Source organism: Streptomyces sp. NPDC042371 (genome assembly GCF_056437465.1).
In genome coordinates this window covers 442,243-457,956 of record NZ_JBWKAP010000009.1, presented here as the reverse complement: position 1 = coordinate 457,956, position 15,714 = coordinate 442,243, and the positions used below count along the sequence as shown (strand labels likewise).

Here is a 15,714-nt window from a genome sequence, read left to right as displayed (position 1 = left end):
GGGTGGCGGCGCTTCAGCTCGCGGATCGCCTCGATGGTGGCAATGCCATCACCGCGGGATTCCTCCTGGCCGGTGCAGATGGTGAAGGTCAACGTATCGATCAGAAGGTCCGACTCGTGGATGCCCCAGTTGGTCGTCAGATCGGCGATCAGCCGCTGGGCGATGGCGACCTTGGTTTCGACGGTGCGGGCCTGGCCCTCCTCATCGATGGTCAGCGCGATCAGCGCCGCGCCGTGCTCCTTGGCCAGCGCCGTCACCTTCGTGAACCGCGACTCGGGCCCATCCCCGTCCTCGTAGTTGACCGAGTTGATGACCGCCCGGCCGCCCAGCTTCTCCAGCCCGGCCTGCAGCACCGGCAGCTCGGTGGAGTCCAGCACGATCGGCAGCGTCGAGGCGGTCGCGAACCGCCCCGCCAGCTCCGCCATGTCGGCCACCCCGTCACGGCCCACATAGTCCACACACAGATCCAGCATGTGCGCGCCCTCACGGATCTGGTCCCGGGCCATCTCCACACAGTCGTCCCAGCGGCCCTCCAGCATGGCCTCCCGGAACTTCTTGCTGCCGTTGGCGTTGGTGCGCTCCCCGATCGCCATATAGGCGGTGTCCTGCCGGAACGGCACCGTCTGGTAGAGCGAGGCGGCCCCCGGCTCCGGCCGCGGCGTACGCGCGGGCGTCTCCACACCCCGGACCCGCTCGACGACCTGACGCAGGTGCTCGGGCGTGGTGCCGCAGCAGCCGCCCACCAGCGACAGGCCGTAGTCGCGCACGAAGTTCTCCTGCGCGTCGGCCAGTCCGTCCGGGCCCAGGGGGAAGTGCGCGCCGTGTTTGGTCAGCACCGGCAGGCCCGCGTTGGGCATGCACAGCAGCGGGATGCGGGAGTGGCGGGCCAGGTAGCGCAGGTGCTCGGTCATCTCGGCCGGGCCGGTGGAGCAGTTCAGGCCGATCATGTCGATGCCGAGCGGTTCCAGCACGGTCAGCGCGGCGCCGATCTCGGAGCCCAGGAGCATGGTGCCGGTGGTCTCGAAGGCCAGGGAGCACACCAGCGGCAGGTCCAGGCCGGAGGCGTCCAGGGCGCGGCGGGCGCCGAGCACCGAGGCCTTGGTCTGCAGCAGGTCCTGGGTGGTCTCCACGATCAGCAGGTCGGCGCCGCCGGCGATGAGGCCTTCGGCGTTGGCCTGGAAGCCGTCGCGCAGGGTGGCGAAGTCGGTGTGGCCGAGCGTGGGCAGTTTGGTGCCGGGGCCGATCGAGCCGAGGACCCAGCGCTGGCGGCCGTCGCCGGTGTCGAACTCGTCGGCGACCTCGCGGGCGATGCGGGCCCCGGCCTGGGAGAGTTCGAAGATCCGCTCGGGGATGTCGTACTCCCCCAGGGCGGCGTGGTTGGCGCCGAAGGTGTTGGTCTCCACGCAGTCCACACCGGCCGCGAAGTACTCCTGGTGCACGGAGCGGACGATGTCGGGGCGGGTGACGTTCAGGATCTCGTTGCAGCCCTCGAGCTGCTGGAAGTCCTCCAGGGTGGGGTCCTGGTCCTGGAGCATGGTGCCCATCGCGCCGTCGGCCACCACCACCCGGGTGGCCAGGGCCTGGCGCAGGGCGGCGGCGCGCTGGTGCGGTGCGGTGCTCACGAGGCCCCCGCGATCCGCGCCTCCAGGACGCGGGCCGCGCTCGCCCCGTAGGTCTGGTCGATGCGGGCGATCAGGTCGGCGGGGATGAGTTTGTACTCCTGGGTGCCGACCGATTCCAGGACGGTGGTGGCCAGGGCGCAGCCGAGCTGGGCGGCGCGTTCGTGGGGCAGTTCCCACAGGGTGCCGGCCAGGAAGCCGGAGCGGAAGGCGTCGCCGGCCCCGGTGGGGTCGGCGATCTTGTCGGTGGGGACGGCGGGCACGGGCAGCGGCGGGCAGCCGGCGCGGGCCAGGGAGACGCCGCCGGCGCCCAGGGTGGTGATCCAGGTGCCGACCCGCTCCAGGAGCTGCTGTTCGCTCCAGCCGGTGCGTTCCAGCAGCAGGGCGGCCTCGTACTCGTTGGTGAACAGCCAGCGGGCGCCGTCGACGAGCTGGCGGGCCTGTTCGCCGTCGAGGCGGGCCAGTTGCTGGGAGGGGTCGGCGGCGACGGGGATGCCCAGGCGGTGGGCGGTGGCGGTGTGCCGCAGCATGGCGGCGGGGTCGTCCGCGCCGATCAGGACGAGGGCGGGGGTGCCGGTGCGGGCGGTGACGGCGGCCAGGTCGATGTGGGCGGCCTCGGCCATGGCGCCGGCGTAGAAGGTGGCGATCTGGTTCTGGTCCTGGTCGGTGGTGCACACGAAGCGGGCGGTGTGCAGGGTGTCGCTGACCTGGACGGCGGTGGTGTCCACGCCGTGCTCGCGCAGCCAGGTGGCGTACTCGGCGAAGTCCAGGCCGGCCGCGCCGATCAGGATCGGGTCCAGGTCCAGCAGGCCCAGGCCGAAGGCGATGTTGGCGGCGACGCCGCCGCGGCGCACCTCCAGGCGGTCGGCGAGGAAGGACAAGGAGACCCGCTCCAGCTGTTCCTTGAGCAGCTGTTCGGCGAAGCGTCCGGGAAAGACCATCAGGTGGTCGGTCGCTATCGATCCGGTCACGGCGATACGCACGGAAAGGCACTCCTTGAAGCTGGGGTTCGGCGGTGGGGCGGCGCGCGGGAAGGGGGCCGGGGCCCGCCGGGCGGCGGGCGGGGCGGCGCGGGCGCCGGGGGCCCGCCGCCGGCCGGTGCCGGCGGGCGGCGGGCGGGGCGGCGGGCGGGGCGGCCGGGGGTCAGCCCGCTTCGACGGCCTTGCGCAGGGCGTCGGCGCGGTCGGTGCGCTCCCAGGTGAGGTCGGGCAGTTCGCGGCCGAAGTGGCCATAGGCGGCGGTCTGCGCGTAGATGGGGCGCAGCAGGTCCAGGTCGCGGATGAGGGCGGCCGGGCGCAGGTCGAAGACGTCGGTGACGGCGGCTTCGATGGCGGCCTGCGGGACGGTGGCGGTGCCGAACGTCTCGATGAACAGGCCGACCGGTTCGGCCTTGCCGATGGCGTAGGCGACCTGGACCTCGCAGCGGGTGGCCAGCCCGGCGGCGACGACGTTCTTGGCGACCCAGCGCATCGCGTACGCCGCGGAGCGGTCCACCTTGGAGGGGTCCTTGCCGGAGAAGGCGCCGCCGCCGTGGCGGGCCATGCCGCCGTAGGTGTCGACGATGATCTTGCGGCCGGTCAGGCCGGCGTCGCCCATCGGGCCGCCGATCTCGAAGCGGCCGGTGGGGTTGACGAAGAGGCGGTAGTCGTCGGTGTCCAGCTTGATGCCGTCGTCGGCGAGCTGGGCCAGGACGTGTTCGACGACGTGGGTGCGCACGTCGGGGGTGAGCTGGTCGGTGAGGTCGATGTCGGCGGCGTGCTGGGAGGAGACCACGATGGTGTCCAGGCGCACGGGGCGGCTGCCCTGGTATTCGATGGTGACCTGGGTCTTGCCGTCGGGGCGCAGGTAGGGGACGGTGCCGTCCTTGCGGACCGCGGTCAGGCGGTGCGAGAGGCGGTGGGCCAGCTCGATGGGCAGCGGCATCAGGGCGGGCGTCTCGTCGCTCGCGTAGCCGAACATCAGGCCCTGGTCGCCGGCGCCCTGCCGGTCGAGCTCGTCCTCATCGCCCTCGACCCGGTTCTCGTAGGCGGTGTCGACGCCCTGGGCGATGTCGGGCGACTGGGCGCCGATGGACACCGAGACGCCGCAGGAGGCGCCGTCGAAGCCCTTGGCCGAGGAGTCGTAGCCGATGTCGAGGATCTTCTGGCGGACCAGGGTGGCGATGTCGGCGTAGGCGGTGGTGGTCACCTCGCCCGCGATGTGCACCTGGCCGGTGGTGATGAGGGTTTCGACCGCGACGCGGGAGGCGGGGTCCTGGCTGAGCAGGGCGTCCAGGACGGTGTCGCTGATCTGGTCGGCGATCTTGTCGGGGTGGCCCTCGGTGACGGACTCCGAGGTGAACAGGCGGCGGGACATGGCTCTCCAGGGCGAAAGGGGGCGGGTGGCATGGGTGGCGGGGGTGGGGCGGGGCGGGCGGGCCGCGCCTCCGCTCCCCCGCCACGGCCGCGGACCGGCACAGACCGGCGGGCGGCGTGGGCGGGGCCGGGTCAGGCGGGGTCGGCCAGGCGTTGCTGGAGCTGGTGGGCCAGGGCGATGCGCTGGACCTTGAGCGTGGCGGTGCGCGGCAGTTCGGCCTGGGGGATCTGGACGGGGTCGGCCAGCTGGGGGAAGTCGGTGACGGCGGCGCGCCAGCGGGCCGGGTCCAGCGGGGCGTCGTCGGTGGTGCAGATGACCGGGACGGGGGTGTCGTCGGGGCCGGGCACCACGACCAGTTCACTCAGTTCCGCGAGCCGTCCCAGCACGACGTCCTCGACCTCCAGGGAGCTGCGCACTCCGTCGATCATGTCGACTTCCCGGTCGAGCATGTGCAGGCAGCCCAGCCGGGTGCGGTAGCCGACGTCGCCGGTGCGCCACCAGTCGCCGTTGCGGTTGGTGTCGTAGCGGTCCTGCTCGGCGTAGTAGGTCTTGGCCAGGCCGGGCCAGGCGACCTCGATGAAGCCGGGGTTCTTCGCCGAGGGGGTCTTGCCGTTGCGGCTGACCACGCGGACCTTGGCGGCGCCGGCGGGCATCGCCCAGCCCACGCAGCGCCCGTTGGCCTTGTGGGCGGAGTTGCGGAAGTAGGCGCGGCCGACGGCGGGGCCGACCTCGCTCTGTCCGTAGATCTGGAAGAACAGGGCGCCGGGCCGGTCGGAGGAGTTCAGCAGGCGGCTCATCGTGCGCGGGTGGATGGCGTCGAAGGTGCTGCTGAAGATCTTCACCGAGGCGAAGGGGCGGCGCGGGTCGCCGGCCAGGTCCTCCCAGTCCATCAGGGAGTTGGGCAGGGCCTCGACGAAGCCGGGCCGGTGGGCCAGGAACTGCTCGGCGACCGTGTCGGGGTCGGATTCGTTCATGAGCAGGATCGGCAGCTGCTTGAGCAGGGCCAGGGACATCGCCGCGACCATGCGGGAGTGCACGAAGGGGATGTGGATGGCGACGGTGTCCTTGCGGCGCATCAGGCCGAGCAGGCGCCACTGGGGCAGCAGGCGGATGCCCTGGGTGCGGGGGGTGTGCACGACGAGTTTGGGCAGGCCGGTGGTGCCGGAGGTGTGGGTGATGACGGCGGCCTCGTCGATGGGCCGGACCACCGGGCTGACGCGGGGGGCGCCGGCGAGGTCGGCCAGGGACTGGGTGCCCTCGCGGTCCCCGGCCGTGATGAGGACGCGCCGGGTGAGGTCGGCCAGCGGCTCCTTGGCCAGCCCGGCGTCGAGTTTGGCCAGGTCGGTCAGGAGGCTGGGGCGCGCGACGCGCTGGATGAGGGCGGCCACGGTGGCGGCGTCCAGGGCGGGCGAGAGCATCACCGGGACGGCGCCGATGCGGGAGGCGGCGGCGCCGAGCATCCAGATGTCGGCGTTGGCGCTCTTGTGGATGACCAGGTGTTCGTCGGGGCGTACGCCGGCCGCCCACAGGCGTCCCGCCAGGTCGTCGATGGCCGCGGCGAACTCGGCGACACTCAGGCGCCGTCCGGCCCGGGGCAGGACGTGCAGGTCGTGGTCGAGGGTGATGGGCGTGGAGCCGTTGACGGCGGCCGCCATCTCCGGCAGGAGACCGAGGTGCAGACCGCGTTTTTGTATCGATGCGTAGACCGTGGAGCCCTTCATCGGGGCTGTCTCCTTAGGTGGGTTCGGTGGCCGGGCCGGGACGGCGGGGCGGGCGGAAGGAACAGGCAGCAGGGCGAGAAGGGGAAAAGGCGGCCCGGGGAAGGAAGTCGGGGGCCGGGCCTCACATTGCGCGGGGCTGTGTCGTCGAAGGGGGGAGGCGGACGAGGCGGACGCCGCCGGCCGCGCCCCCCCTTGGGGGGGCAGCCGGGCGGGTCGCTGCCCCGGGCCGCACCGGGGTGCCGGGGGCGCCCCCTCGGGCCGGTTCTGTCGACCGGCTGCGTCCCCGGCCCCGCCCTTGGGCCACCGGCCGGGCCCGCGCGGCTCTGACCGAAGCCGCGCGGGCCCGGCCGGGCTCCACAACGCCGCATCCCCTGGGGGGGGTCAGCCGGCGGCGCGGCCGATCTTCAGCGCGGCGGCGGTGTCCACGACGCGGCGTGCCTGGTGGCGGGCGGCCTGCAGGGCCACCTCGCCGGGGGCGCCGTCCCCGGCGACGTGCGAGGTGCCGTAGGGGTTGCCGGACTGGAACTGGATGGGGTCGGTGTAGCCGGGGGGCACGATGATGCCGCCCCAGTGGTAGAAGGTGTTGGACAGGGCGAGGATGGTTGATTCCTGGCCGCCGTGGGCGGTGTTGCTGGCGGTGAAGGCGGAGAACACCTTTCCGGCGATCTTGCCTTCGAACCAGAGCGGGCCGGTGGTGTCGATGAACGCCCGCAGCTGGCTGGCCGGGTTGCCGAACCGGCTGGGGGTGCCGAACAGGACGGCGTCCGCCCAGGACAGGTCGTCGTGGGTGGCCTGTTCGGTGTCGGCGGTGGCGGTGCGGTGCTCGGCCCAGGCCGGGTTGGAGTTGATCGCCGCCTCGGGGGCGGTCTCGGCGACCTGGCGCAGCCGCACCTGGGCGCCGGCCTTCTCCGCGCCCTCGGCCACCGCCTGGGCCAGGGCGTGCACGGTGCCGGTGGCGCTGTAGTAGATGATTGCCACGTTCACAGGGTCCACAGCTGTTTCCTTCATGTCGTGCGTTCCTTGTTCGCGTTTCCTTGGCGCGCGCGGGGTGGCGCTAGCGGGCGATGACCAGGGTGGCGGGCGGGGCGGCGTGGAAGGTGATGTCGCTGAAGCCGGCCTTGGTGAGCCAGGCGTGGTAGTCGGCGCGCCGCCAGGTGCCGCCCTGCTGGCTCTTGAGGAGCATTTCGGAGGCGAACAGCAGCGGGAAGGCGGGGCCGCTGCGGTCGTCGTCGACGACGTAGTCGCAGACCACCAGGGCGCCGCCGGGCTTGAGGGCGTCCTTGAGGCGGGTGAAGACCGCCACGTTGTCCTCGGGCCCTTCCTGGTGGGCGATGTGCGAGTAGAGCGCGACGTCGTAGGCGGCGGTGCCGAAGTCGGTGGTGTGGAAGTCGCCGTCGATGCAGGTGAAGCGGTCGGCGACGCCGCGGTCGGCGAGCAGTTGGCGGGCGATGGCGTTGATGGGTTCCCAGTCGAGCTGGGTGGCGCGGGCGGCGGGGTTGCGCTCCAGCCAGGTGGCGGAGTAGATGCCGGAGCCGCCGCCGACGTCCAGGATGGAGACGGCGCCGGCCTCGTCCAGGCCCAGCACGTCGGCGGCGACCGCGGCGGCGGGCACCGACTGGGCGGCGATGGCCGGGACGACCTCGCCCCAGTGCGGGTTGTCGGCGACCTCGGTGGTGGGGTCGCTGATGGGGCCGCCGGCGCGGACCACCTCGGGCAGCGCGGCCAGCTTGCCCATGTGGGTGAGCTTGAGGCGGGCCATCGCGGACAGGTCGGCGGGGCGGCCCTTGACCAGGTAGGTGGAGGCGGCGGCGGTGTTGCGGTAGCGGCCGCCGGTCAGCTCGGTGAGGCCGATGCTGACCAGGCCGTCCAGCAGGGTCTGGGCGCCGCGTTCGGAGATCTGGGCGCGCTGGGCGAGCTGGGCGGCGCTGTCCGCGCCGTTGTCCAGGTGGGTGAACACCTGGTGCTCGGCGGCGGCGCCCAGCAGGCCGGTGGACCAGTAGCCGTTGATGAGCCGCAGGATGGTGTCCGGGGTGGGCTGGTTGTCGCTCATGCGGTTCCTCCCCGGCCCGCGGGGGCCGCGTGGGTTCGAAGTGCGGTGCGCAGGGCTGTCACGACCCGGTCGACCTGGTCGGTGCTCAGCTCGGCGTGCATGGGAATGGCCAGGTGGCGGGCGAACAGGTCGGCGGAGACCGGGCAGGCCTGCTTGCCGGCGAAGACCGGCTGCAGGTGGGTGGCCCAGGTGCCGTGGCCGCAGCCGATGCCCTGGCCGCGCAGGTCGCCGGCCAGCGCCGCGCGGTCCACCCGGGGATCCAGGGCGACCAGGTAGGACTGCCAGGCGTGGGTGCGGTCGGCGGGCACCGTCGGCAGCGTCAGGAGGTCCTCGTCGGCCAGGAGCTGGGCGTACTGGTCGGCCACCGCGGCCCGCCGCTCGAGGAGTTCGCCGATCCGGCCGATCTGGACCTGCAGGATGGCCGCGGCGATGTCGGAGAGTTTGAAGTTGTAGCCGACCTCGGTGAATTCCGGGATGGGCAGGCCGACGATCTTCGACTGGTCGAAGATGCTGCCGATGCCGAAGGAGGAGCGCAGCCGGGCGTCGGCGGCGATGGCCGGATCAGTGGCCAGCAGGGCGCCGCCCTCGCCGCTGCTGGCGCCCTTGCGGCCGTGGAAGGACAGGCAGGCGATGGGGGCCAGCGCGCCGGCCTGGCGGCCCTGGTAGGTGGCGCCGACCGCGCAGGCGGCGTCCTCGATGAGGAACAGGCCGTGCCGGTCGGCCAGGGCCTGCAGTTCGCTGTAGTCGGCGGGCAGGCCCACGGTGTCCACCGCGATGATGCCGGTGGTGCGCGGGGTGATGAGGTCGGCGACCGCCTGGGGGTCCACGGTGTGGGTGTCGGGGCGCACGTCGGCGAAGACGGGCACCGCGTCCAGGTAGCGGACCGCGTGGGCGGGGGCGGGGAAGGTGTAGTCGGCGACGATGACTTCGTCGCCGGGCTTGACGCCCAGTGCGAGCAGCGCCAGGTGCAGGGCGGCGCCGCAGTTGCTGACCGCGACCGCGTCCATGGCGTAGCGCTGGGCCAGCTGGGCCTCCAGGGCCTTGCCCTTGGGGCCTTGGCCGGCCGGCCAGCCGGAGGCGAACACCTCGGCGACGGCGGCCAGTTCCTGCTCGCCCAGGCTGGCGTGGACCAGGGGGATGGGAGGGGTCATGGGGCTCACTTCCCGGGGCCGGCGGTGGCGGCGGTGGCGGTGGCGGGCGGCTGGTAGCGCAGGGGGGTGAGTTCCTCGACGTCGTAGCGCTTGCGCATCTCCTCGACGGCCGAGGGGTCCACCGTGGTGCCGCGCGCCCAGATCTCCGCGATCTCTTCGAAGTAGTGCTCGTGGTCGGGCGAGGGGTAGCTCTGGAAGAGCATCTTGACCGGCTTGTCGGTGGCGTTGCGGAAGGCGTGCGGGGTGCCGGGCGGCACGAACATGCAGCCGCCCTCGGCGGCGCGGATGACCCGTTCGCCGCTGGCGGACTGCCAGTGGTGCCAGGTGTCCTTGGTGCGCTCGGTCGGCTCGAAGCACAGCAGGTCCAGCTCGCCCTCCAGGACGTAGAAGAACTCCTGGGATTCGTGGTGCACGTGGGCTCCGACGTCGAAGCCGGGCGGCACGATCACCTCGAAGACGGAGATGACCGAGCCCTGCGCGTGGGTGGCCTTGAAGGTCACCTCCTGCGCCGGAGTGATCAGCTTGCGTCCCTCACCGGGCGGGACGATCAGGCCAGTCATGTGATGGATTTCCTTCGTTCGTACGGACAACTCGCTCGGCGCGAAGGGCCCCGGTGAGGGGCGCTCGTGGCCACGGTCAGCCGGTGGCGGCGTCGCTGTTCCAGCGGCCCAGGGCCATCTCGGCGGTGATGCCGGGGCCGAAGCCGGCGATCAGGCCGGTGGCGTCGTGCATCGGGGTGTCCTCTTCGAACAGGCGCAGGGCGGCGTCCAGGACGACCGCGCTGGCGATGTTGCCGTACTCGGTCAGCGTCGACCAGCTGTGCCTGAACACCTTGCGGTCCACGTCGAGGAACTTGGCGAGGTCGTTGAGGATCCGCGGGCCGCCGGCGTGGACGATGTAGAAGTCCAGGTTGCTGGCGTCCCACTGGTGGCCGGCGGCGAACTCGCGCAGCACCGGGGCGAGCGGCTCCATGGTGCCGGGCACCCGGCGGTCCAGCTGGAAGTGGAAGCCGGTGTCGCGCACCGAGTAGGAGATCCAGTCCTCGGTGTTGGGGATGAGGTAGGAGGAGTTGCGCTCCAGTTCGATGCCGGTGCCGCCGGTGCCGCGCACCACGGCGGCCGCGACGGCGTCGCCGAACAGGCCGTCGGAGAGCAGCGAGCCGATGTCGTCCATGTCGGGCTGGTAGCACAGCGAGCACAGCTCGCAGGAGACGATCAGGACGTTGCTGCCGGGGTGGGCCACGCAGAAGTCGTGGGCCCGGTTGATCGCGGCGCCGCCCGCGGCGCAGCCCAGCTGGGAGATGGGGATCTGCCGGGTGTCGGAGCGGAAGCCCATCTTGTTGATGAGCCAGGCGGTCAGCGAGGGCATGAGGAACCCGGTGCACGACACGTAGATGATCGCGTCGATGTCCCGGGCGTTGACCTCGGCGTTGGCCAGGGCCTCCTCGACGACCTGGGGGGTGCGCTTCTTGGACTCCGCCTCGTAGATGCGGTTGCGTTCGGTCAGGCCCGGGTGCTCGAGGGTCTTCTCGATGGGCTGGACGATATGCCGCTTCAGCACCCCCGTGTTGCGGATCAGTCGAAGCGCCAAGGGAAGCTGCGGCTTTCCGGCGTGGACCCTCTCGGCAAATTCCAGCGTCTCTTCCGCTGTGATGACGTATTCCGGCACACGCACTGACGGCTTGCATAGCCTAGGCATATCGGGAATCCACTTTCTCTAGAGTCTGCCTTCTGCACGTGAAAGAGCTTTCGCGCACTCCCGGTGCCGCCCGGTTCGGGCGGCGGCGGGGGCAGCTGGGACGGCGTCTGCCGCGCCGCCTTCGCCGGGCCCGGACAACCGGCCCCGGCCGGACCGGGGGGTTGCCCGGGCGCCGGGGAAGGCGGCACGGGAGGGTGCACCGGCGCGGGGGCCGGGTGGTGCGGGAACGCGGAAGTGCGGGAACGCGGAAGTGCGGGCGTGCGGGGCCCCGCGGGCATGCGGGGCCGCGGGAGTGCGGGGGCCCGCGGGCATGCGGGAACGGGCCCCCGGCGGGGCGGGGGCGGCGGGGGTGGGGCTGGAGCTGGGCTGAAGCTGGGCTCGGGCTGGGGCTTGGCGTGCGGCCGGGGTGCGTCAGCGGGGGCGCGCCGCACGCGGGATGCGGGATGCGGGGCCGCCGCGGAGGGGCGGGCCCCGGCGGTGCGCGAGGGGTTCGGGGGTGCTGGATGCCTGGCCCGGCGGTGCCGGGAGGGTGCCGACTTCCTTGGCCCGGCGGTGCCGGAGCGGTGCCAACGCCCCTGGCCTGGCGGTGCCGGAGAGGTGCTGGCTCCTTGATCCGACGGTGCCGGAGAGGTGCTGGCTCCTTGGCCCGGCGGTGCCGGAGCGGTGCCAACTCCCTTGGCCCGGCGGTGCCGGACGGATGCTGGCTCCATGGTCGGGCGGTACCGGAGAGGCGCCGACTCCCCTGCCCCGGCGGTACCGAAGAGGTGCTGGCTCCTTGGCCCGGCGGTACCCAAGAGGTACCAACTCCCCTGGCCCGACGATGCCGAGGGGCGCCAGTTCCTCGGCCCGGCGGTACCGGAGCGGTGCGGACTCCCCCTGGCCCGGCGGTGCCGAGGGGCGCCAGTTCCTCGGCCCGGCGGTACCGGAGCGGTGCGGACTCCCCCTGGCCCGGCGGTGCCAAGGGGCGCCAGTTCCTTGGCCCGGCGGTACGGGAGAGGTGCCGACCCCCTTGGCCCAGCGGTGCCGAAGAGGTGCCAACTCCCCAGGCCCGGCGGTACCGGAAAGGTGCGGGCTCCCTGCTCCGGCGGTACCGGAGCGGTTCCGACCCCCTTGGCCCAGCGGTGCCGAAGAGGTACCAACACCCCTGGCCCGGCGGGTGCCGGAAAGGTGCTAACTCCCCAGGCCCGGCGGCGCCGGAAGAGTGCCAGTTCCTTGGTCGGGCGGCGTCCACCGCCCGTGGCCCGCACCGGTCAGGGTGCGGGCGGGCGGTGCGCGGGCTGCGTACCGGCCGTGCGGGGTACGGGAGTCGGCCCGGTGCGCGCGAGGTGCGGGCGGCGCGGGCCGGGTGACGGGCGTAGAGCAGGACGGCGGGCGGGCCCCGGCGGGCCCGGCCGGGCGGACGGGGCGGCTGGAGGGCCGGGGCGGACGGGCGGTCCGGACGGTGGGGCCGGGCCGGTCGGGGTGCGGGAGAACGGGCCGCGCCCCGCCCCCCTTTCCGGCGCGCCTCTCCCCTTCTTATCGGCGTGCCTCTCCCCTGCTGCCCGTGGTCCGGGCCCGCCCGCCCGGGGGCGCTCACGGGCAGCGGCCCCGGGGGGAAGAACGGGGCAGGGCTGGGGCTGGGGACGTGCCGGGCGGGCCGGGCCGCGGCGCACCGTGGCCCGCGCGGGGCGGGGCCCGGCGCCGTGCGGAGGGGACGGCGCCGCGTGCACCCCGCCTTTTCACCGATACCTTTCCCGGCCCGGATTTCGTATCGGCCGAAAAGAGGAGGGAGATGTCCCCGCCGGGGGCCCGCGGCTGCCGACGCAGGGCGTCACGGCATACGGGCGGAGGAATTCGATGGGGGGAAGCGGCGCCGCGGGGGCATGAACTCGGCATGGCCCGTACAAGGCGGCGGATACGACACTCAACCCACCGCCTCAGAACCGGCTTTGGGCAGGGAAGTCGTGCGGAAATAGTGACACGGATGCCGTCCCCGCACCAAGGGACTCCGAAAGTGACGTAGGTCACTGAGTGGGGTGTTGTGCGGCCCGGGATTCCGGGGCCGGCGCCGGGCCGCGTACGGAGTGTCCGGGTCCGTATCTGCCGCCCGGCCGGGGCGGGCTGGCCGCGGCGGCGCCGGGGCGGGGGTGCGCAACGGGGTGGCGGACGGGGCGGTCGGGGCGGACGGGCGGTGCCGCGCCCGGTGCCGCCTGGGCCCGGCTCCCCGCAGCGCACAGCGCCGGGGCCGGGGCGCGCGGGGCCGTCCCGGCGCTTCCCGTCCGGGCGGGGCGGCCCGGCCTGCCCCTCCCCCGGCGTGTTTCCGGCCCGGCGGCGCCGCAACGGCCGGGCGGCGGCGCGCGGTTGCCACCGCGGGGAGAGGGCGGGGCGCAGGCCCGGCCGGAGGGCGGCGGCCCGGCGTGTCGCCCCGGCGTGTCGCGGGCGGCCGGGCCCGGCGGGTGCGGCCCGGCGGACGGGCCGCCGGGGGCGGTGGGGTGCCGGGGCCCGGCTGCGGGGCCGGGCGGGGGCCGGGCTGGGCTGCCGGGGCGGGAGCGCCGGGGGCGGGGTGGGGTCAAAGGACGCGGATGGCGGATTCGGCGTGGCGGCGGGCCAGTTGCAGGGTCTGGCGGCTGTCGCGGGCGAGGTCGGCGCGGATGCGGCGGCGGGCCTCGGCGAGGCCGGTGCCGGGGCCCAGGATCTGTTCGATGCGGTCCTCGCGCAGCAGGGCGTGGTGCTGGGCGACGACCGTGACGCCGCGTTCGTCGGGCAGGACCGACCATTCGCCGCAGTGCGCGGCGAGCAGCGGGCGGGGCACGGTCGCCTTGTGCACGATGCGTCCGGCGTGCGGGAAGCAGATGCGGATGCCGGCCACGCTGGGGGCGGCGCTGCCGTCGGCGGCGGTGAGGTCCAGGGCGACCTTCTGGATGCCGAGGTGGGGTTCTTCCAGGGCGGCCCCGCGCACGTGCGGGAGCTGGCCGGGCCAGTCGGCGACGTCGTAGAGGAAGCCGTAGACCAGTTCGGCGGGCCCGTTGACGCGGATCGACTCGGCGAAGGAGAGGGCCAGTTCGTCCAGGCGGGGCCAGCGTTCGGCCAGGAACTGCAGGCTGTGCAGGGTGGAGCGGCTGTTGTCGGCGGTGACCTGGGCGAGCCAGTCGGCGTCCTGGGGCCGGTCGGGGGCGGCGGTGAACTCGTGTTCCAGGGTCAGCCGGCAGCGGCCGGGCCCCAGCGGCTGCACGCTCCAGTGGCCGGCCATCGAGGTGGCGGGCTCCACGAGCAGGTCCTGGCGGAAGGTGATGCGGCGGTGCACGGGGTCCTGGACGCGGCGGGCGGTCCAGGAGACGATCTGGCCCTGGGCCAGCGCCCAGGCCCGGATCCGCTCGTGGACGCCGTCGAAGTCCAGGCGCTGGGCGTAGATGTTGCGCGGCAGGTAGAGCGGCCAGCGCTCGGGGTCGGCGATCAGCGCGTAGACGGTGGGGGCGGGCGCGGCCACCTCCAGCGTGTGCGACAGCCGGTGGATGCGCTCGCGCTTGCCGGGCACCGGGCCCCCCTTTCTCTTCGCTTTTCTCTGCGCTCGCGCCGTGTGCGCGTCCGCCGTATCGGGCCGGGCCGGGCCGGGTCGGGTGGCCGGGTCCGGGCGTGAGGGGCGGGTCCGGGGTGGGGCCGGTGGTGTGTGCAGTGTGCCCGCTGCGGCTCGACGCGTGCCCGGAGACGGCTCGAGTCCGCCTCGTCCCCCGGCGGGCGGGGAAGGAGGCGGACCCGGGACGGTTGCGGCGGTGCGGGTGGTTCAGGCCCTGCGGGTGGCCCCGGCAGGGCACGTGGTGCGGGCACTACAGGTGATGCGGGTGGTGCACGCGGTGCGGGTAATACGGGTGGTGCGGGTGGTTCAGGCGGCGTAGAGGTCGAAGGTGGAGGTGCGCCGGGGTCCGGCCGTCACGTCCAGCTGGGGGTCGACGGCCAGCATGGCCTGGTGCAGCCGCTGGACCTGCGGGGAGGGCTCCACCCCCAGTCCTTCGATCATGCGGATGCGCAGCTTGCGGTAGATCTCCAGGGCCGAGGCCTGCCGTCCCGAGCGGTAGAGCGCCACCATGGCCTGCGAGTGCAGTCCTTCGTGCTGGGGGTAGCGCGCGGTCAGTTCGGTGAGTTCGGCGATGAGTTCGGAGTGGCGGCCCAGGCGCAGGTCGGCGTCGATGCGCCGCTCCACGGTGCCCAGGCGGGACTCCTCCAGGCGCATGACCTCGATCTCCAGGATGGGTCCGACCCGCACGTCGACCAGGGCGGGCCCGCGCCACAGGGCCAGGGCCCGGCGGAAGCGGTCGGCGGCGGTGGCGTCGTCGCCGGTCTCGAAGGCGGTGCGGCCCTCGGTGGCCAGGCGGTCGTACTCGTGTACGTCCACGCCCTCGGCCGGTATCTGCATCAGGTAGCCGCCGTGCCGGGTGGCCAGGACTTCCTTGGCCGTGCCGGGGGTGCCGGGTCCCAGGGCGGTGCCCAGGTGCCGGCGCAGCTGGAGGATGTAGGTCTGCAGGGTGGTGAGTGCGCTCTGGGGCGGCTCGGTGCCCCAGAGTTCCTCCATGAGCGTGGGGACAGGCATCACCTGTCCGGGGTAGAGGGCAAAAAGGGACAGAATCTGCCGCGGCTTGCGTGCCGTCGGAACAATCGATCCCCCGTTGACCTCGGCGCTCAACGGACCCAGAACCTGAATCTTCATGGGGTTTCTCCGTACTTCGTCGAGTTCTTTTCTTGACTGCATTCCGTCGCCGCGGGCGGTCGCATGCCGTTCGTGGGGCGTCCTCCTTTCGCCGTGCCGGGTGGGTGAGACGGTGTCAGGCGCCCGGTGGGGCAGGCCTGTTGGGCCGGTGGCGCGGGCGGGGCCGGTTCTGCACGCTAGGCGGCGCGGACCAGGTGCGCATGGGCCGGGGTGAAGTCCGTGCGGACGGCGGGCAAACGTTGGGCTGCACGGCTCTTTTCCCCCTCGGGTCCTCGGGTGCCGGTTTCACGGGCGGGTCCGGTCCGCGGCGCTCTCGCGGCGGGCGCGGTGGTGCGCGGTGGGGCGTGGCCGGTGGGGGGCGGCGCACGCGGGACAGAACGCGGCTCGCCCGCCGCAGATCTCGCGGCGGGCGAGTGCGTGGGAGGGGACAGGCAGTCAA

Annotated in this window: 11 protein-coding genes; all 11 read right to left on the bottom strand. The window is 73.5% G+C overall.

The window, feature by feature from the left end:
• The coding region (locus AC068B_RS28550) for a homocysteine S-methyltransferase family protein (RefSeq protein ID WP_478674500.1) at window positions 1–1,544 on the bottom strand (1,544 nt) is incomplete at its 3' end.
• A 74-nt stretch (window positions 1,545–1,618) separates the two neighbouring features.
• Window positions 1,619–2,602 carry a carbohydrate kinase family protein gene (locus tag AC068B_RS28545; protein WP_478674476.1) on the bottom strand — a complete coding sequence of 328 codons (984 nt, stop codon included), beginning with the start codon at window positions 2,600–2,602 and terminating at the stop codon, window positions 1,619–1,621.
• A gap of 160 nt (window positions 2,603–2,762) precedes the next feature.
• Window positions 2,763–3,974 (bottom strand): methionine adenosyltransferase, encoded by a 1,212-nt coding sequence (metK, locus tag AC068B_RS28540; RefSeq protein ID WP_478674475.1) that lies wholly within the window; start codon window positions 3,972–3,974, stop codon window positions 2,763–2,765.
• A gap of 131 nt (window positions 3,975–4,105) precedes the next feature.
• Window positions 4,106–5,695, bottom strand: coding sequence for a class I adenylate-forming enzyme family protein (locus tag AC068B_RS28535; protein ID WP_478674474.1), 1,590 nt, complete (start codon window positions 5,693–5,695; stop codon window positions 4,106–4,108).
• 381 nt (window positions 5,696–6,076) lie between these two features.
• Window positions 6,077–6,703, bottom strand: a complete 627-nt coding sequence (gene wrbA / locus AC068B_RS28530) for an NAD(P)H:quinone oxidoreductase (protein ID WP_478674473.1) — start codon at window positions 6,701–6,703, stop codon at window positions 6,077–6,079.
• A 46-nt stretch (window positions 6,704–6,749) separates the two neighbouring features.
• Window positions 6,750–7,745 (bottom strand): class I SAM-dependent methyltransferase, encoded by a 996-nt coding sequence (locus tag AC068B_RS28525; RefSeq protein ID WP_478674472.1) that lies wholly within the window; start codon window positions 7,743–7,745, stop codon window positions 6,750–6,752.
• Complete coding sequence (locus AC068B_RS28520) at window positions 7,742–8,896, bottom strand: DegT/DnrJ/EryC1/StrS family aminotransferase (RefSeq protein WP_478674471.1); 1,155 nt, start codon at window positions 8,894–8,896, stop codon at window positions 7,742–7,744. Before AC068B_RS28520 ends, AC068B_RS28525 begins: the two co-directional genes overlap by 4 nt.
• A gap of 5 nt (window positions 8,897–8,901) precedes the next feature.
• Window positions 8,902–9,456, bottom strand: a complete 555-nt coding sequence (locus AC068B_RS28515) for a cupin domain-containing protein (protein WP_478674470.1) — start codon at window positions 9,454–9,456, stop codon at window positions 8,902–8,904.
• A gap of 76 nt (window positions 9,457–9,532) precedes the next feature.
• Window positions 9,533–10,594, bottom strand: coding sequence for a type III polyketide synthase (locus AC068B_RS28510; protein ID WP_356268740.1), 1,062 nt, complete (start codon window positions 10,592–10,594; stop codon window positions 9,533–9,535).
• 2,548 nt (window positions 10,595–13,142) lie between these two features.
• On the bottom strand, window positions 13,143–14,108 hold the full coding sequence (locus AC068B_RS28505; RefSeq protein ID WP_478674469.1) for an aromatase/cyclase: 966 nt from the start codon (window positions 14,106–14,108) through the stop codon (window positions 13,143–13,145).
• Window positions 14,109–14,453: 345 nt separating this feature from the next.
• Entirely contained in the window at window positions 14,454–15,275 is an 822-nt protein-coding gene (locus tag AC068B_RS28500; protein WP_356256006.1) for an AfsR/SARP family transcriptional regulator, read from the bottom strand.
• Window positions 15,276–15,714 lie beyond the last annotated feature (439 nt).